This window comes from Desulfobacter curvatus DSM 3379 (assembly GCF_000373985.1).
Lineage (GTDB): Bacteria > Desulfobacterota > Desulfobacteria > Desulfobacterales > Desulfobacteraceae > Desulfobacter > Desulfobacter curvatus.
In genome coordinates this window covers 18,544-36,062 of the sequence record NZ_KB893088.1, presented here as the reverse complement: position 1 = coordinate 36,062, position 17,519 = coordinate 18,544, and the positions used below count along the sequence as shown (strand labels likewise).

17 protein-coding genes and 1 pseudogene are annotated in these 17,519 nt (G+C 47.8%); 10 read left to right on the top strand and 8 right to left on the bottom strand.

What is annotated here, in order from left to right; genetic code table 11:
- The 5 genes and pseudogenes from B147_RS32535 to B147_RS33650 form a co-directional block, all read left to right on the top strand.
- Positions 1–237, top strand: a pseudogene (locus B147_RS32535) (ISLre2 family transposase); the annotation flags it as partial.
- 51 nt (positions 238–288) lie between these two features.
- The gene (locus B147_RS0120125) at positions 289–834 is read left to right on the top strand and encodes a TolC family protein (protein ID WP_157237971.1); all 546 of its coding nucleotides are present in this window, start codon (positions 289–291) and stop codon (positions 832–834) included.
- Between the two features lies 1 nt (position 835).
- On the top strand, positions 836–997 hold the full coding sequence (locus B147_RS0120120) for a hypothetical protein (RefSeq protein WP_157237970.1): 162 nt from the start codon (positions 836–838) through the stop codon (positions 995–997).
- On the top strand, positions 994–1,236 hold the full coding sequence (locus B147_RS33655) for a TolC family protein (RefSeq protein ID WP_020589007.1): 243 nt from the start codon (positions 994–996) through the stop codon (positions 1,234–1,236). The genes B147_RS0120120 and B147_RS33655 overlap by 4 nt, the downstream gene beginning before the upstream one ends.
- Positions 1,237–1,245: 9 nt before the next feature.
- Complete coding sequence (locus B147_RS33650; protein ID WP_020589006.1) at positions 1,246–1,527, top strand: TolC family protein; 282 nt, start codon at positions 1,246–1,248, stop codon at positions 1,525–1,527.
- Between the two features lie 78 nt (positions 1,528–1,605).
- On the opposite strand, the gene B147_RS0120105 is transcribed toward B147_RS33650, so the two are convergent.
- On the bottom strand, positions 1,606–2,373 hold the full coding sequence (locus tag B147_RS0120105) for a TerB family tellurite resistance protein (protein WP_020589005.1): 768 nt from the start codon (positions 2,371–2,373) through the stop codon (positions 1,606–1,608).
- Positions 2,374–2,534: 161 nt separating this feature from the next.
- Here B147_RS0120105 and B147_RS0120100 point away from each other — a divergent pair, with 161 nt between their 5' ends.
- Together B147_RS0120100 and B147_RS31330 are read left to right on the top strand one after the other, a co-directional pair.
- A complete protein-coding gene (locus B147_RS0120100) occupies positions 2,535–2,798 on the top strand; it encodes a hypothetical protein (RefSeq protein WP_020589004.1) in 264 nt (87 codons plus the stop codon).
- A gap of 143 nt (positions 2,799–2,941) precedes the next feature.
- Positions 2,942–3,373 (top strand): BON domain-containing protein, encoded by a 432-nt coding sequence (locus B147_RS31330; RefSeq protein ID WP_083927943.1) that lies wholly within the window; start codon positions 2,942–2,944, stop codon positions 3,371–3,373.
- On the opposite strand, the gene dnaE is transcribed toward B147_RS31330, so the two are convergent.
- The 3 genes from dnaE to B147_RS30565 form a co-directional block, all read right to left on the bottom strand.
- Entirely contained in the window at positions 3,366–6,896 is a 3,531-nt protein-coding gene (gene dnaE / locus B147_RS0120090; protein WP_020589002.1) for a DNA polymerase III subunit alpha, read from the bottom strand. The two genes, B147_RS31330 and dnaE, sit on opposite strands and share 8 nt — an antisense overlap.
- 6 nt (positions 6,897–6,902) lie before the next feature.
- Positions 6,903–8,372 (bottom strand): IMP dehydrogenase, encoded by a 1,470-nt coding sequence (guaB, locus tag B147_RS0120085; RefSeq protein WP_020589001.1) that lies wholly within the window; start codon positions 8,370–8,372, stop codon positions 6,903–6,905.
- A 178-nt stretch (positions 8,373–8,550) separates the two neighbouring features.
- The gene (locus tag B147_RS30565; RefSeq protein WP_020589000.1) at positions 8,551–9,624 is read right to left on the bottom strand and encodes an esterase/lipase family protein; all 1,074 of its coding nucleotides are present in this window, start codon (positions 9,622–9,624) and stop codon (positions 8,551–8,553) included.
- A 133-nt stretch (positions 9,625–9,757) separates the two neighbouring features.
- Here B147_RS30565 and B147_RS0120075 point away from each other — a divergent pair, with 133 nt between their 5' ends.
- Together B147_RS0120075 and B147_RS0120070 are read left to right on the top strand one after the other, a co-directional pair.
- Positions 9,758–10,840 carry a 6-phosphofructokinase gene (locus B147_RS0120075; RefSeq protein WP_026259745.1) on the top strand — a complete coding sequence of 361 codons (1,083 nt, stop codon included), beginning with the start codon at positions 9,758–9,760 and terminating at the stop codon, positions 10,838–10,840.
- A gap of 25 nt (positions 10,841–10,865) precedes the next feature.
- Entirely contained in the window at positions 10,866–11,474 is a 609-nt protein-coding gene (locus tag B147_RS0120070) for an L-threonylcarbamoyladenylate synthase (protein WP_020588998.1), read from the top strand.
- Positions 11,475–11,476: 2 nt separating this feature from the next.
- On the opposite strand, the gene sppA is transcribed toward B147_RS0120070, so the two are convergent.
- The 4 genes from sppA to hisC form a co-directional block, all read right to left on the bottom strand.
- A complete protein-coding gene (gene sppA, locus B147_RS0120065; protein WP_020588997.1) occupies positions 11,477–12,379 on the bottom strand; it encodes a signal peptide peptidase SppA in 903 nt (300 codons plus the stop codon).
- A gap of 121 nt (positions 12,380–12,500) precedes the next feature.
- A complete protein-coding gene (locus tag B147_RS0120060; RefSeq protein ID WP_020588996.1) occupies positions 12,501–14,291 on the bottom strand; it encodes a 30S ribosomal protein S1 in 1,791 nt (596 codons plus the stop codon).
- A gap of 126 nt (positions 14,292–14,417) precedes the next feature.
- The gene (gene cmk, locus B147_RS0120055; protein ID WP_020588995.1) at positions 14,418–15,077 is read right to left on the bottom strand and encodes a (d)CMP kinase; all 660 of its coding nucleotides are present in this window, start codon (positions 15,075–15,077) and stop codon (positions 14,418–14,420) included.
- Positions 15,077–16,168: a histidinol-phosphate transaminase gene (hisC, locus tag B147_RS0120050; RefSeq protein ID WP_020588994.1), complete on the bottom strand. Its 1,092-nt coding sequence runs from the start codon at positions 16,166–16,168 to the stop codon at positions 15,077–15,079. Before hisC ends, cmk begins: the two co-directional genes overlap by 1 nt.
- 120 nt (positions 16,169–16,288) lie before the next feature.
- Between hisC and B147_RS0120045 the strand changes: the two genes are divergently transcribed.
- Positions 16,289–17,473, top strand: a complete 1,185-nt coding sequence (locus B147_RS0120045; RefSeq protein WP_020588993.1) for an exo-beta-N-acetylmuramidase NamZ family protein — start codon at positions 16,289–16,291, stop codon at positions 17,471–17,473.
- Positions 17,474–17,519: the final 46 nt, after the last annotated feature.

Here is a 17,519-nt window from a genome sequence, read left to right as displayed (position 1 = left end):
CGTAATAGGCACCGTCTTGCTTTCCCAACGGTAAAGGCATTGCATCCGCCGATTGGCAGTGGTGCGATTGAAAGTTCGATTCGAAGAGTTGTCAATTTGAGACTCAAAGGTCCCTGCATTTTTTGGTATAAGGAAAATGCGGAGAAAATGCTCATGCTGCGCTCATACTATAAATCAGGACGATGGAACTGTCTGAAACAAATGGCCAATTCACATATTTCATTGTTAGCTGCATAACCGTGAAAATGAGAATGCGCCCGCTGTATTGTTATTTCTTTGGCATCCCATGTGGCCGCCGAAGAAATCAAGGTTGATCAATCAATTCAAGAAGCAATCAATTATAGTCCCTATTTAAAAGCCTTGTCTCACAATCGTCAGGCATCTGAATCGGATCTTAAACAATCTTTTAACCGGTATTATCCATCCGTTGACCTGATGGTTGGGTATGGTCTGGAACAGCATAGTGATGTGAGCACACGCAGGGCAGGCGCAGACCCTTCTAATTCGGATTTTGATCCTTTGACAGATGTGTCTCTTACATTGACCCAGGTACTTTGGGACGGTGGAGAAATCAGCCGGAATGTCTCTGTTAAAAAAGCACTCCTTGAAACGGCGGATTTTCAAGTTGAACATGCCAGGCAATTGATCTCTATTAATGCCGTTGCCGCCCATTTGGAAGTCTATCGACAGCGTGAACTGGCGGCCCTTGCAAAAAAAAAATTTTTTGTTCCACGAAGAAATTTTCGACTCGCTTTTCGAAATGGAAAAGGCGGGGGCCGGCAATACTGCAGATGTAACCCAAGCCAGAGCCAGGATGGCCAGGGCAGAATCTGAGATGTTTATTGTCAAAGCGGATCTCGACAGGGCCGTCATGGCCTATAAGCGTATGACCGGAACAAAACCGGCAGCACTTTCTTTTGCTGAAGTACCTCTTGAGATGCCGGAATCTTTGGAGAATGCCTTGGACCGGATGAAAAAAATAATCCGGAGCTGTTGATATATAACGCCAAGCAAAAGGAATTCAATGCGCGATATAAGTTGGCGGATGCGATTGACCGCCCCAAGGTGACTCTTGAACTGAGCAGCCGGTACATTGATCAACTTGAAGGTGATCCGTCCTGGCAGCATACAAACGAAGCAATAATGGTCCTCAATTGGAATTTATTTGACGGAGGCCAGAATAAGCAGATGGTAAAAGCGGCCCTGTCAAGAAAACATCAACAGCTGGAAAATTGAAAAGATAAGTTGATTGAGCTTAAGGAAAACCTTTCCGGAGAATGGGCTGCCTATCTTTCACTCCAGGACCAAAAGAGGGTAACAGCTAAAGCAAAAGAATACAGCCAAAAAATTTTTGAAATATATTTGGAGCAATTCGGTATTTCCAGAAGGGATCTACTTGATGTCCTGGACGCGAGATATGATTATTTTCAATCGGCCAGGCAATTAATCAATACGGATGTGAACTTGAGTGTTACCGCATATCGTATTCTCATGCTCATCGGAAGCCTTTCGGGCAGAAGCTCTTGATACACAAATTCTTTTCCATATATTTTGGATTTTGTAATAAGGGTATCAATTCATTTGCGACAGACTATAGTGGCCGAATCAAAATCCCCTGCGCTTTCTGATGTGCTCGTAAGCGTCCTGGATTTCGGTGAATTTATCTGTGGCAAACTTAACAAATTCTTCGGGCAGTCCCTTGGCCTGGATTTTATCCGGGTGATACTCCTGGACCAGGGTCCGGTATTTCTTTTTTATCTCCTCATTGCTCGCATTTTCATCACATTTGAGGATGGCATAATAGGGATCTGATTTTTTAACATACCTGGAATGAAGCCGGTTATAATCCGACTGGGAAAATTTGAAAATATGTGATGCCGACAACAGCATCTGTTCCTCGACATCAGAGATATTTCCGTCAGCAGACGAGACTCTGAGCAAAACATCCATCATCAACTCGATGATATTGGCCTGGTATTTGAACACCGAATAAAACTGCCGGGCAAAATCTTCAAAACTCTGGGAAGATGTCACGGCGTTTCTGAAAATATTTTTAGCCGTCTCACGACTTGCTTGATCAAGTTGAAGATCATTGACCATAAAGCGTTCAACGACTTTGATCTCCTCTTCACTGATCCGGCCGTCGGCCTTGCTGATTTTCGCCAACATGGAAAAGGCCGCAGTAAAGAAAACCAGCTGGGCCTCTTCGTTGGAAGACAGGCCCGTGCGCTTACCGCCCGGAATGGAACGTAAATATTCATCCTCTCTTTTGTCCACAAAAGCGTGCCCGAATGCGGCCCCAGCCACAGCACCCAGAGGCCCGCCCAATGCCAGCCCGATGGTACCACCAATCATTTTCCCAAGCCAACTCATACAAAAACCTTTGAATTTTCTTACACTGTAAAGGGCGTTGAAACTCGGTAAAAGCAATATCACAAATTTCGTGCCGAATTTTTGCCCTTGCCACAAAATCAAACATTATATATAAACACTTAAGTCCCCATCGTCAAATTATTAACGGGAAAAGGCAAACTGTGCTGATTAAAAATATCGTGGGAACGATTATCATCCTTCTGAATATGGCTGGCCTGGGATACCTGTTTTTCATTGGGATTGCAGGATTTCTTGGAGATCATGACGCAGATGAACAAGAGGATTTCGAAAATGTTCCAATAACCGGAAACAATACCGGGCAACCTGTTGTGATTGACGAAGACATCATTCCCGATGAAGATGATCTCCTAAAGGACATGGACCTTTCTGATCTTGACGGTCTCGACCTGGACGATTTTGAATAACGGCCACGGGCCGTCTTTGGTCTATCTACACCCAGGCTCAGCCCACATCGAATGTTGAAAGATCTGTTTGACTTACCCAGACTTTCTTATAAAATCAGCCATGGCCGACCTGGTCTTTCACCGAGGTTGGGCTACAACAAACTATGAAAACTAAAGACACCAACAATTTAAAGCTACAATGGGCGCCGCAGGCGCTTCGCCCTCTTGTATCTTGTATCTTGTTTCTAGTTTCTTGCTCCATCCTGCCGGGTTGTGGAACCACAAATACCGGATCACCAGTATACTACCAACCCAACACAGAAGATCGCACCCGGTCTCCTGTCGTTTTTGTCAGTGATACGGTGCTCATGACCAAAATAAAATCCAAATTTATCTCCGATGACATGGTGGATGGGGATGGTATCCACATAAAAGTCCGCCACGGTGTGGTCTATCTCGATGGCTGGGTCGCCGATACATACCAGAGCCGTATGGCCCAGGATCTGGTCAAAAGTATTGACGGGGTGGTCCGGGTGGTAAGCCGCCTTCAGTTCACCAACCCGGGCACCGTCTTTATTAATCCGGACATCAGGTGAGCTGTTTTCTTGGCCAGCGTTTTTTCTTTTTCACCTTATCTTTGACCGGGGCGCACCGGGTTTCGATGGAGCCCGGGCCAAGAATGGTTTCTATCTCCTGGAAAAGACCGGGACAAGCATCGGACTTGTACTCGTCCGATAATTTCACCATCACATCGGGATGTTCCGAATCAATGTGAATATTGAACAAGGAGACGCAATTACCGGGATACCGCTCGATCACAGGTTTGAGCTGATCAAGCACATCCGTTTTATGAAGCTTGGTATCCACTTGCATGACAATCCCGGCAGCCCAAAGGGTTTCGGCCTGGGTTACAGGCACAATCGCTTCGCCGATCAGTTTAACGGTGTTCTCTTTTCTCTGGACCTCAGCTTCAACAATGACCACCTGCTCCTGGGACAAAAACGTATGGGTCCTGGCATACAGATTGGGAAATACAACCAGTTCTACGGTTGAATACTGGTCCTCAATGTTGCAAAAAGCCATCAAGTCCCCTTTTTTGGTTTTATGAATCTTCTGCACCTTCAGATTCCCGGCGATGCGAATCATTTTTTCATCTTGAACATCTTGAAGCGTGACCGTATTAACACTGGTAAATTTGCGGATAATATCCGCATAATCATCCATGGGGTGACCGGTGATGTAAAACCCAAGCGCTTCTTTTTCCAGCTCCAGTAAAACCTTGCCCTCCCATTCATCAATGTCCGGCATTCTTGGAATATTGGAGGGCAGGCAAATGCCCACTCCTGAATCGGCAAACAGATCCAGCTGGGCATCGGCTTTTTCCTTCTGAATCCTGGCACCATGCTCCAGGGCATCCTCAAGCACCGCCATCATCTGGGCGCGTTTGTCGCCGGTGGAGTCAAACGCCCCGCATTTAATCAAAGCCTCAATCACTTTCTTATTGGCCTTGCTTAAGTTCACCCGTTCACAAAAATTATAAAGGCTGGCATATTCCCCGTCCTTTTCACGGTTCTCTACAATAGATTCAATGGCCGCGTCTCCCACACCTTTAATGGCAGCCAGACCAAAACGGATGCAATGATTATCCACATTGAAAAATGCGTCACTCTGGTTGACATCCGGAGGAAGCACCTTGATCTTATGCCCTTTGCATTCATCCATGTACTTGAGTACCGCATCGGAATTGCTGCGTTCGGACGTCATCAGAGCGGCAATGAACTCAACAGGGAAATGGGCTTTAAGAAAAGCGGTCTGATAGGCAATCAGGGCATAGGCGGCTGAATGGGATTTGTTGAAGCCGTAACCGCCGAATTTTTCCATAAGATCAAAAACCTCTTCAGCCTTTTTGGGATCATGGCCGTTTTCCTGGGCACCTTTCATGAAAAGAGTCCGGTGCTCCTCCATCATGGCGACAATCTTTTTTCCCATGGCTTTTCGAAGTCCGTCCGCCTGGGCCATGCTGTAATTGGCAAGGACCCCGGCAATTTTCATGACCTGTTCCTGGTACAAAATCACCCCGTAGGTCTCTTCTAACACAGGCTCAAGCTCAGGGAACTGATACACCACAGGTTCCCGGCCATGCTTTCGTTCCACGTAGCTGTCTGCCATACCCGAATCCAAGGGTCCTGGCCGGTAAAGGGCCACCAGGGCCACAATGTCTGAAAAACTGGCCGGTTTGAGCCTGGAGATCAGTTCCTTCATACCCGAACTTTCAAGCTGGAACACCCCGGTGGTATCGGAATTTTGCAAAAGTTCAAATGTTTTTTGATCTGAATAATCCAGGTGCAGAAGATCCGGCGGCGTATCACCCTGTTTTTCGATCAGGGCAATACAGTTTTTAATGACGGTCAGGTTTCGAAGGCCTAAAAAGTCAAATTTAACCAAACCCTGTTTTTCAGTGAAATTCATGTCAAACTGGGTAATGGTTTCACCATCTTTTCCCTTGAACAGCGGCAGATATTCACACAAAGGCTTGTCGGAAACCACAACCCCTGCAGCATGGGTGGATGCGTGCCGGGGCAATCCTTCGAGCAGCATGGCAACGTCCAGCATCTGGGTTTTAACGTCAGTTTCGCTGCATTTATCCCGGATGGCCGGCACCTCGTCCAATGCCTTTTTTAAATTCTTGGCATTGTCAGGGATCATCTTGGCCACTTCGTCCACCTCGGAAAGGGGAACGCCCAAAGCCCTTCCCACATCCCGGATCACGGCCTTGGCTTTGAGTTTTCCAAAGGTGATGATCTGGCACACATAGTCTGGGCCTCCGTACCGCTCAACCGTATAGTCATAGACATGCTCTCTGCCTTCAATGCAGAAATCCACGTCAATATCAGGCATGGAGATACGGGCCGGGTTTAGAAACCGTTCAAAAATCAGCCCGTGTTCAATGGGATCAAGGGCGGTGATGCCCATGGAGTATGCCACCATGGAGCCGGCCGCAGACCCCCTGCCCGGCCCCACCGGCACCCCGATTTTTCGTGCATGGCCGATGAAGTCGGCCACAATAAGAAAGTAGCCCGGGAATCCCATTTCAAGGATAATGTCAATCTCGTACTTAATCCGCTCCCTGTAGACCTGCTCATCAATGCCAGGATTCTTTTTCTTGATTTTGGCAAGGCGTTCTTCAAAGCCTTCCATGGCAAGCTTTTTAAACAGTTCGTCCTCGGACAACCCATCGCCAAGATCATATCGCGGGAAATGATAGGTCTTCTTACCGAAATCCACTTCGCACATATCTGCGATCAGCTTTGTATTGGCAATGGCATCGGGAAAATGGCCCAGGGAATCGGCCATCTCCTGTCTGGACTTGAAATAAAGCTGGTCGGAATCAAATTTAAACCGGTCGGCATTGTCAAAGGTATCACCGGTCTGGATGCACAAAAGAATTTCATGGGCTTTGGCATCGCCATTGGACAGGTAATGGCAGTCATTGGTTGCCACCATGGGAATGGAAAGACGCTTGCTCATCTCCAGCAGTCCGTCATTTACACGGTGCTGGATCGGCATGCCGTTTTCCTGGACTTCAAGAAAAAAGTTCCCTTCACCCAGTGTATCAAGATAAAACCGTGCCAGGTCATCTGCTTTTGCCAGGTCCCCTGCCAGAATGGCCTGGGGGATATCCCCTTTCAAGCAGGCGGAGAGCCCCACAAGCCCCTTGGCATGTTCGGCTAGAAGTTCTTTGTCAATTCTGGGCTTGAAATAAAACCCCTTGAGTTGGGCCACGGATACCAGCTTGCAAAGATTGGTGTACCCTTCCCTGTCCTTGGCCAAAAGCACCAGATGACTTAACCCTTTTCGATCCAGTTGGGTCCGATCATTTAAGGTTCTAGGCGCCACATAGACTTCGCAGCCCAGTATGGGTTTAATGCCGGCTTTTTGGGCTTTTTCATAAAACTCGGCCACACCGAACATGGTACCGTGGTCTGTTATGGACACGGCATCCATGCCGTATTCCGTACATCTTGTCATCAGGTCATTTAACCGGATTGCCCCGTCAAGCAAGGAGTACTCGGTGTGAAGATGCAGGTGATAAAAGGGAGTATCCTGAGTATCAGTCATAGGAATTTAATTGCTTTCTACTCTGTAATTGGGTGCTTCCTTGGTGATGGCAACATCATGGACATGGCTTTCCTTTAATCCGGCCGCAGTGATCCGGACAAATTTGGCCTTTTGGTGCAATTCGCTAATGGTCGCCGCGCCAAGATATCCCATGCCGGCCTTAAGCCCGCCGATCATCTGAACAATATTCTCACGAATGGTTCCCCGGTAGGGAATCCGGCCCACAATGCCTTCGGGAACCAGCTCTTCATTTTCACCGGTGTCTTTCTGATAATATCTGTCGGAACTGCCTTTTTTCATGGCTTCCACAGACCCCATGCCACGGTAGGCTTTATATGAGCGTCCCTGGTAAATAACGATTTCGCCGGGGCTCTCTTTGGTGCCGGCCAAAAGGCTGCCCAGCATAACGGAATGGGCTCCGGCCCCCAAGGCTTTAGAGACATCTCCGGAATACTTGATCCCGCCGTCGGCAATCAGGGGGACGCCGGTTTTCCTTGAGATATCGGCACAATTCATCACAGCAGTAAGCTGGGGCACACCGACACCTGCAACAATACGGGTGGTACATATGGAGCCCGGGCCAATGCCGATTTTAACGGCATCAACACCGGCATCAATCAATGCCTTTGCCCCGGCCTCGGTGGCCACATTACCGGCAATGAGCTGGCAGGCGGGGAATGCTGCCTTGATGCGCTCAATTGCAGTGATCACATTTTTGGAATGGCCATGGGAGGTGTCAATGACCAGGGCATCAGCCCCGGCAGTCAGAAGCGCTTCCACACGTTCCATCATGTCGGATCCCACACCAATGGCGGCACCGGCCCTCAGACGGCCCAGGGAATCCTTGCAGGCATTGGGATATTTTCTTATCTTTTCGATATCCTTAATGGTGATCAATCCCTTGAGTTTACCCTGGGTATCCACCACCAGAAGTTTTTCAATCCTGTGTTTATGCAGCATGATTTTGGATTCTTCCAGGGTGCATTTTTCAGGCACGGTCACCAAATTTTTACTGGTCATCACCGCCCTGGCAGGTTTATCCAGCTGGGTCTCAAAACGAAGATCCCTGTTGGTCACGATGCCGACCAGCTTGTCGCCTTCCACAACCGGAATACCTGAAATCCGGTATTTGGCCATAATGCCCAGCACATCGGATATGGTGGCATCGGGATGGACGGTTACAGGGTCAACAATCATGCCGCTTTCGCTTTTTTTAACCCGGTCCACTTCAACCACCTGCTCGGCGATGCTCAGGTTTCTGTGGATGAACCCCAAACCACCGGCCCGGGCCATACTGATGGCCGTATCTGATTCGGTCACCGTATCCATGGCCGCGCTGACAATGGGAATATTAAGTTCAAGTTCCTTGGTCAAACGGGTGCGCGTGGTCACTTCGTCAGGCAGGATGGCTGAATAATCGGGAAGCAGAAGCACATCATCAAAAGATAGCCCCTGTTCTGGTAATACATTGGACATAATAAAAAGGCCTCCGGAAAGGAAAGGTGTTTATTTATACTTTAAAGGCCAGCCGTCACATCAAAAAGGTGGGTGAGAGGCTGGCCAATAATTATTTCAGGCAAAGTATATAAACAAGTCTTTTTACCAAAACCATGAACTTTTTACAAGGTCATTCCTTGGGAAATATACATAAAGGTCATTTAATTATTTTTTTTCGATGGTCCAGAATATCAAGTATCACAGGAATGGCAGGAGGGGTGTGGGAGCTGCCGGAAAACCAGTTGTCAAGCATGTTTTTATGGTCTGCCTTCACAAAGGTGACCGGCACATCAAAAGGAACGGCGGAATTTATGGAGACTAGACCGTCACCAATCCAAAGGCCTATTTTGTCCAGTACGGATAAAAAATAATTTTTTTCTGCCGGAAGTAAATCTTCAAGGATTTGGTTATGGGTAATCTGAACTTGTTTAGGCATATTCACAGGCAAAGGAAATATATGCCCTGCGATCATGTGACAATGTACGCTTTCAGGATAAGGCAGACTGTTCAGGTCCTTCAAAAATTTAGACTGCGGCAGCAGATCAATACCAGCCGCCCCGGTTCCGTCAATAAACGCAGAAAGCCAGTTCCATCTGTGACCCGCCGCGAGCAGGCATTGTTCCCGGATTTCCATGAAAAGCCGGAATCTTGCCAGAAACGCACCACGGTTCGGGGTTCCGACCATGATCAGATCACCGATTTCAGGGACCCGGTTCAGGGCCCTGGCCCCGGCATAATCAATGCAGGGATCAACCAGCATGTGCCTTGCCACAAGTCCGCCCATGCTGTGTGCCACAATCACAACGGGACCGGCAAAGGATAAGGTTGATAAATTGTCGACCAATAGTTGTGATGAGGCATCAATGCATTGATCATCCGGATAAAAAAAATAAAACACCTGATAACCTTTTTGGTAAAGCGTTAACGCAAGTGGCGTCCAAATCAAGCCGGGTTCATCAAGACCGTGAATAAGAATGACAGCACCGGACTCGACATGCCAAGTACATTTTTGCATGGGTTTTCCGGACCCGTTAAAATAAAACAGCCCGTACTGGTCATATGCCCTGTCCCAGGCAGAGGGAAAAAGCTGTTTGACCATTTCATATGCACAATTTCGAATCTCGTGTTCCTGTTTTAGAAAAAATATCCGCCCTGTCTGATACACAAGGGTGACCCCAAGAAGAACAAGAAAAAGACCGGTTAATTTCTTTTTAAGATTGACAGTTTTCAAGTCAAATACACTCTAATTTATTTGTTTCGTTATTGATTATCTGATATAGCACCGTGAGGTAAATTAGACCACTTTAATTCAATATGGAACAGTATTTGAGATGAGCCGTATTGCCATTGAAAAGGACTTAAAGATGGGAAAGAAAATTGGTGTGGTAACAGGAGGTGGGGACTGCCCCGGACTGAATGCAGTAATCCGGGCCATTGTAAAAGCCGGTGATATGCAGGGGTTTACCACCATAGGCATACGAGGCGGTTTTGACGGACTCCTGACACCGGTACAGGCGGACCCGCTCACCGTCCGGGATATGGACGGGCTTCTTATTCGTGGGGGCACCATTCTGGGCACGGCAAATTCCGGCAGATTTTCATCGAAAACCGGCGAGGGCGAGACAAGAAAAATACCTGAGGAACTTTTGACCCAGGTGAGGCAGACCATAGAAGCGCTGGGCCTGAACGCCCTTGTGGTCATCGGTGGGGACGGCACCCTGACCACAGCCCTGCAGATGTACGAATCAGGGCTGCCTGTCATCGGTGTGCCCAAAACCATTGACAATGACCTGGATGCCACCCAGCAAACATTTGGGTTTGACACAGCCGTGGCTTGTGCCGTGGATGCCTTGGACCGGTTGCATTCAACAGCCCAGAGCCATAACCGGGTCATGGTGCTTGAAGTTATGGGCCGGTATGCCGGTTGGATCGCCGCCTATGCCGGGCTTGCCGGTGGTGCGGATGTTATTCTGATTCCTGAAATAAAATTTAATCTGACGGCCATAGAGAAAAAAATCAGGGCCAGAGAAGCCACCGGTAAATTATTTACCATTGTTATTGTGGCTGAAGGCGCCAAGCTCGACGATACCATGGTGGTGTCCGACAATGAGAAAACGGACAGAGAAGTGCGTCTTGGCGGCATTGGTTACGCCATTGCCGATAAAATCCAGCAAAAGACCGGAAAAGAGAGCCGGTGCGTGGTCCTTGGCCATCTCCAGCGCGGGGGACAGCCAACCCACTGGGACAGGCAGTTATGCACCCGGTTCGGGGTTCAGGCGGTACATATGGCAGCAACAGAAAATTTCGGTAAAATGGTGGCACTTAAGCCCAACGGAATGATGGGAAGTGTACATTTAAAAGATGCCGTAAACAGAATACGCAGCGTAGATCCAAACGGAGAGTTGATCCTGACGGCCAAAACGCTTGGTATCTGCTTTGGTGATTAAACACTTCACGTTTAAGGTGGTACCCATGTTACATAATGTTAATCCCCATACACCCCAGGCACGAATCATAACAATGGCAGTGGAAAGTCTCAAAAAAGGCGGAATTATTGCCTATCCCACAGACACATTTTACGGCATCGGGTGTGATATCATGAACAAAAAGGCCATTGAAAACATATACCGGCTCAAACAACGGGATAAAAACAAGCCGTTCAGCTTCATCTGTCCGGATCTGAAAAATATTTCCCAATATGCCAAAGTATCCAATATCGCCTATCGCCACATGAAACGTTTGCTGCCGGGTCCTTATACCTTTATTCTGCCCGGATCAAAGATGGTACCCAAGATCATGCTGACCAAAAGAAAAACCGCAGGCATCAGGGTCCCGGCCAATCAAATCGCCATAAGTCTTGCCCTGGAGCTTGGCAATCCCATTATTTCGACGTCAGCCACTGACCCCAACGGTGACGTGTTTGAAGATGCATCCTTGCTTCATGATTATTTCGACACAAGGCTGGACATGGTTTTGGACGGCGGCCCCGTCCCCAACACCCCATCTTCCGTAATCTCCCTGATTGAGGATGAACCGGAGGTGATCAGACGTGGTGCAGGCGAGGTGGACCTTTTTGAGTAGACTCAATTGAAAACATACCTGAACTGTTCGGACAGCTTGGTACCCCAATTAACATCCTGCAACAGGGTTTCGGCCAGCTTTTTAAACAGAGTCATTTTATCCGCTTTGGGATAAACCGGGATCAATTCTTCTTCAATGCCGGCTATCTGTCCGGCCCACTGCACTGCATCATCCAGGTTCCCGATACGGTCCACAAGCTTAAGTTTCATGGCGGTCTGTCCGGTATAAACCCTGCCGTCAGCCAGTTTAGCCATGACATCGGTCTCCATATCCCTGGCAGCAGCCGCATCGGAAACGAACTGGGCGTGCAGTTCATCCACAAGATTTTGAAACAGCTGTTTTTCCCTCTCTTTAATGGCTCTCATGGGGGAACCCATATCCTTATACTCACCGCTTTTTATTACCACAGGGGAGATCCCGATTTTTTGAGCAATCTGTTCAATATTGGCATATTCCATGATCACGCCGATTGAACCGGTGATGGTACCGGAATTTGCAACAATACCCTGGGCCGCACATGCGATATAATACCCCCCGGAGGCAGCAACAGACCCCATGGAGGCGATCACTGTTTTTGCATCTCGGTTCTTCATCAGTTCCCGGTATACTTCCTGGGAAGGCCCGATTCCACCACCTGGACTGTCAACCCTTAAAACAATTGCCTTAATGGCATCATCATCCATGAACCCTTGAAGATCCTCAATGATTTTTTGTGATGACATAATAGGTCCTGTCACCTCGACCACGCCGATATTGCCCCGGGGGGATGCGATGGCACCGCTGATTCCGCTATTTAGGGCAAAGGCGCCCAAGACGGCAACACCGGACACGGCAACAACTCCCAAGGTAAAGCAGGCACAGATGACACAAAGAAAAAACAAAATAGGATGACGTCTTGCAAACATAAGGGATTTTCCTCAATTTTTTATGATTGGAACGAAAAAGGCCGGATATCCTGTTTAAAGGATCAGTCCGGCCTTGAAAATTTAAAGAATTACAACCCTGCTACTGCCTGTCAGGCAGATACTATTCGTTTTCTTTTTTCTCCGCTTCCAGTTTTTCCTGGATGTTGTTTCTAAGCATCTCTCCAAATGCGGAGGCAGCAGGTTTAGAACTTTTTGCAATTTCTTCAAGATATCTATCATCGTCATCTTCGTCCAGACGCTTGATGGACAGGCCGATCCGTCTTTCATCGGAATTAATGTTCATTACCTTGGCAGTAATGGTTTCGCCGATCTGGTAATGCTCTTTGGGGCTCTTGATATTTTCCTTGCTGATTTCAGATACATGAACCAGCCCTTCAATACCTTCTTCCAGCTCTACAAAAACACCGAAATCGGTGAGATTGGTAATAACGCCGGAAATTTCCTTGCCCACATCATAGCGTTCGGCAACTGTTTCCCAAGGATCTACCTGGGTCTGCTTGATACCCAAAGAGAATCTTTCATTGGCCTTGTCGATATCAAGTACGACGGCCTGAATGGTATCATTTTTCTTATAAATTTCAGAAGGATGTTTGATCCGTTTGGTCCAGGAAATATCAGAAATGTGAACCAGGCCGTCAATGTCGTCATCAATGCCGATGAACAGACCAAATTCGGTAATGTTCTTAATTTTTCCTTCAATGATGGTGCCCACGGGATATTTCTGGGAAATGACTTCCCAGGGATTTTCAACGGTCTGTTTGATGCCCAGAGAAATCCTGCGGTTTTCAGGTTTGAGATCCAGAACAACGGCTTCAACCTGTTCGCCCACGGCAACCATCTGGGACGGATGGCGGATTTTGCGGGTCCAGGACATTTCAGAGACATGAATAAGGCCTTCAACACCTTCTTCAAGCTCAATGAATGCTCCGTAATCAGTGAGGCTGACCACCCGGCCTTCGATCTTGGAACCGGTGGGATATTTTTCTGCAGCTGTTGTCCAGGGATCGGGTGTCAGCTGTTTCATGCCCAAGGAAACCCGTTCTTTCTCAAAATCAAAGGAGAGAATTTTCACCTTGATATGATCGCCAACGGAAAACAATTCAGAGGGATGTTTAACCCGTCCCCAGGAAATATCGGTAATATGAAGAAGTCCGTCAACTCCGCCGAGATCAACAAAAACACCATATTCGGTAATGTTTTTGACAATACCTTCCATGACTTTGTCATTTTCAATGGCAGCCAGGGTAGCGCTACGCATTTTTTCTCTTTCGGTTTCAAGCAATACCCGGCGTGACAGAACAATGTTGTTTCTTTTCTTGTTGTACTTGAGAATCTTAAAGGTATAAGTCTGGCCGACCATTTCATCCATGTTGCGAATGGGTCGCAGATCCGCCTGGGATCCAGGCAAAAATGCCTGCAGTCCGATATCAACCGAGAAGCCGCCTTTAACCCGACTGGTGATGACACCTTCAATGGTACCGTCGTCGTCGTAAATATCCTTGATGGCATCCCATACTTTAACCTTTTTGGCTTTGTCACGGGAGAGAAGAACGGTCTCTTCTTCTTCATCCCATACTTCAATCATTACCTCAAACTCGTCGCCGACGTTGACGCTGACATTGCCGTCCTCACCAATGAATTCATGAATTGAGATCTGTCCCTCAGATTTGTATCCCACATCCACAAGGACCGTCTCCCTGCCGACAGAGATCACTGTTCCGGTGACAACCTGTCCCTCTTCAAATTTACTAAGGCTGGAATCATAGATGTCCAGCAGTTCTTCCATGGTCTCTTCTCCGGTGAGTTCGATTTCGGACTCTTTTACCTCTTTTTGGGTCTCTAATTCTTGATTCATGTTTTGGTTTTCGTTTTCTTCAGCAATGTTGTTCATTAATGTTTATCCCCCTAATCGATGATGTTACCCGCCTTTGAATCCTAAGGAAAAGATGGCAGAAGGCAAGTACAATTGGACCTTATACCAACGAAAAAAAGAAAAATCAAGAAATTCCGGAACTTTTTAAAGAACTTTGATCATGCTTTTCATTTTTTCAACCACCTGGGAGATATCTAATGCGGTTGCATCTATAAGGATGGCATCCGGGGCCTGTTTCAATGGAGATACAGTACGTTGGGTATCGTCCGCGTCCCGCTTGACCATATCTTTGAGAATTTTTTCAAATGGAATCCCGGAGGCGCTTGATTCCTCAAATCGCCTCCGGGCACGCACGTTAACGTCAGCCGTCAAAAAAAACTTATATGGTGCATCGGGAAAAACAGCCGTGCCCATGTCCCGGCCTTCAAACACGGCATCCCTTTCTCCGGCAATTGATTTTTGAATACCCAGCAATGCCTTTCGCACCTGGGGGACGGCCGATGTGGCCGAGGCCAGCATACTGATATCATGGGTGCGGATGTATGCGCTGATATCCCGGCCCGATGATGTGAGCACAGGTTCCCGGCCCTCCATGACAAAATCAAGGTCAAGGCAGTCAAGAAACGGTTCAAGCCGGGAACTGTCTTTCCAATTAATCTGCCGGCGCTGAATTTCAAAGGCAACGCCTCTGTACAACGCACCGGTGTCCACATAAACACAGCCAAGTTCCCTTGCAAGGGCCTTTGAAACTGTTGTTTTACCGGCACCGGCCGGCCCGTCAATGGTAATAATACGCCTGTCCATTATTTACCTGCAGCACTGATGAGCGCATCCACGCATATTTGATTTTCCCGGTCCGTTCCGGCATTGATGCGAAGAAAGGTATCATATCCATAGGATGCAAGCGATCTCACCACCACGCCTTTTCTAAGCAGTTTCTCACAAATTTCCCGGGAATCGGTCTTTACATCCACCATCAAAAAATTGGCCTGGGTGGGCATCACCTCAAAACCGGCTTCGCTAAATTTCTGGGTTAAAAAGTCAAGCCCCTTGTGGGTGCCGGAAATGGCTTTGGACAGAAAATCGGTATCTTCCAGAGCAGCCTGGGCCGCTACCTGGGCAAGGGAGTTCACATTAAAGGGCTGACGAATCCGGTTTAAAATTTCAGCAACCGCTTTATCCATCACCCCGTAACCAATGCGGAAGCCGGCAAGGCCGTATGCTTTGGAAAACGTTCTTATGGTTACTATTCTTGGATCCGCCAACGGTACGGCCAAGCTGTTATAGACCGAATCGCTGCGTACAAATTCGATATACGCTTCATCCACGATAATCAACACGTTGTCCGGCAGTTGATCGGCAAACCGTATAAATTCATCTCTGGTAATCGCAGCCCCGGTGGGATTGAATGGATTGGTCACAAACACCAATTTTGTTTCAGGGGTAACTGCCTTGACAAGCCCGTCAAGGTTGGTGGAAAAATCTTTCAGGGGAACCATAACCGGAACACCCTTTGCGGTCTTCACACTGATCTCATACATAAGAAAAGACGGCAGCGGCATCACGGCTTCCTGCCCGGGGTCCAAAAATCCATGGGCAAGCAGGGCAATGATATCATCGGAACCGTTCCCAATGACCAGATTTTCCATCCCGACATGGTATTTTTCAGCAAGTTTTTGACATAGTGTAAAAGGAATCGGCTCAGGATACCGGTTCATCCCGGACAGTTTTGACACAACGGCCTGGGTTACGTTGGGTGAACACCCAAAAGGGTTTTCATTGGAGGCAAGCTTTACCGCATCGGCAATACCATACTCACGCTCCACCTCACTTAGCGGCTTGCCGGCCTCATAGGGCTTTATGGCCTTTACGGACTCACTGACTGAAAACAACATGAAAGATGTACTCCATTGATTTGCGGGTTGGATAAAAACAGTATTAATTAGTTAGGATTTGAATTTTTGTCAATACCTGTGATAGTTGAATTGGGTGTACGGACTATTTGGAGGTTAACATTGAATAAGAACACACCACGAGTCAAAACCGGACTGGACACCCTATGGAATAATCCGCCTGAATGTTTAAAAGGCAGGCGACTGGGTCTTCTGGCAAATCCAGCGTCGATCACAAGCCGGTTTGCCCATGCAAAAGATGTCATAGCGCAACTTTTTCCCGGGCAGCTCAGCACCCTGTTCTCTCCCCAGCACGGTTTTTTTGCTGAAAAACAGGACAATATGATAGAATCCGGACATTTCAGGGACCCGGATTTGAATATACCGGTATTTAGCTTGTACAGTGAAACAAGAATCCCCACAGCCGAAATGTTTACCCCCATAGATACTCTGGTTATTGATATCCAGGATGTAGGCACCCGTGTGTATACCTTCATTTATACCATCTCATACTGTCTTGAAACGGCAGCAAAGCTCGACAAATCCGTGGTGGTTCTGGACCGGCCCAACCCTGTGGGCGGCTTGCAGGTTGAGGGTAATATCCTTGAAGCGGAGTACGCCTCTTTTGTTGGGCGTTACCCCATCCCCATGCGCCACGGCATGACCGTAGGCGAAATGAGCGCCTACATCAATACAACCCAAAAAATCGGTTGTGACCTTACCGTGATTTCCATGCAGGGATGGACCAGGGATATGTACTGGCAGGATACGGGCTTGGTCTGGATTCCACCGTCTCCAAACCTGCCCACGCCGCTTTCAGCCATGGTATATCCCGGCCAGGTGATCTTTGAAGGGACCAATCTGTCGGAAGGACGGGGGACCACCCTGCCCTTTGAACAATTCGGCGCGCCCTTTGTGGATATTCATGCATTGAAACGGCGTGTGCAAGACCGCCTTGAAGGCATTATACTGCGGCCACTGTGTTTCCAACCCACATCGGGGAAATGGCAGAACCAGACATGCCAAGGCGTTCACATCCACATAATAGACAGGGATAAATATAAACCCTATTTATGCTCCATAATTTTGTTACAGGAAATCATGAGGGCACATCCCAACGAATTTCAGTTCAAGGTGCCGCCCTATGAATATGAATTTGAGCGCCTGCCCATGGACTTGATTTTAGGAAGCCGGAAATTGCGGGAAAATCTTGATGAGATGAATGACCCCCTTGAATTGGAAAAGGCCTGGCAGGTTTCGCTGCAGGTGTTTAAGCAGACATCACAAACCTTTTATTTATACAAATAAAAAAAAGGGCTGTGACATCCCATCACGGCCCTTTTAATCGATAGAG

Coding starts and splice junctions, on each gene's coding strand:
- sppA (WP_020588997.1), bottom strand. CDS start 12,379: ATGTTTGCAAGACGTCATCCTATTTTGTTTTTTCTTTGTGTCATCTGT.
- B147_RS0120060 (WP_020588996.1), bottom strand. CDS start 14,291: ATGAACAACATTGCTGAAGAAAACGAAAACCAAAACATGAATCAAGAA.
- B147_RS31330 (WP_083927943.1), top strand. CDS start 2,942: ATGAAAACTAAAGACACCAACAATTTAAAGCTACAATGGGCGCCGCAG.
- cmk (WP_020588995.1), bottom strand. CDS start 15,077: ATGGACAGGCGTATTATTACCATTGACGGGCCGGCCGGTGCCGGTAAA.
- B147_RS0120105 (WP_020589005.1), bottom strand. CDS start 2,373: ATGAGTTGGCTTGGGAAAATGATTGGTGGTACCATCGGGCTGGCATTG.
- B147_RS0120075 (WP_026259745.1), top strand. CDS start 9,758: ATGGGAAAGAAAATTGGTGTGGTAACAGGAGGTGGGGACTGCCCCGGA.
- B147_RS0120120 (WP_157237970.1), top strand. CDS start 836: ATGTTTATTGTCAAAGCGGATCTCGACAGGGCCGTCATGGCCTATAAG.
- guaB (WP_020589001.1), bottom strand. CDS start 8,372: ATGTCCAATGTATTACCAGAACAGGGGCTATCTTTTGATGATGTGCTT.
- dnaE (WP_020589002.1), bottom strand. CDS start 6,896: ATGACTGATACTCAGGATACTCCCTTTTATCACCTGCATCTTCACACC.
- hisC (WP_020588994.1), bottom strand. CDS start 16,168: ATGTTGTTTTCAGTCAGTGAGTCCGTAAAGGCCATAAAGCCCTATGAG.
- B147_RS0120070 (WP_020588998.1), top strand. CDS start 10,866: ATGTTACATAATGTTAATCCCCATACACCCCAGGCACGAATCATAACA.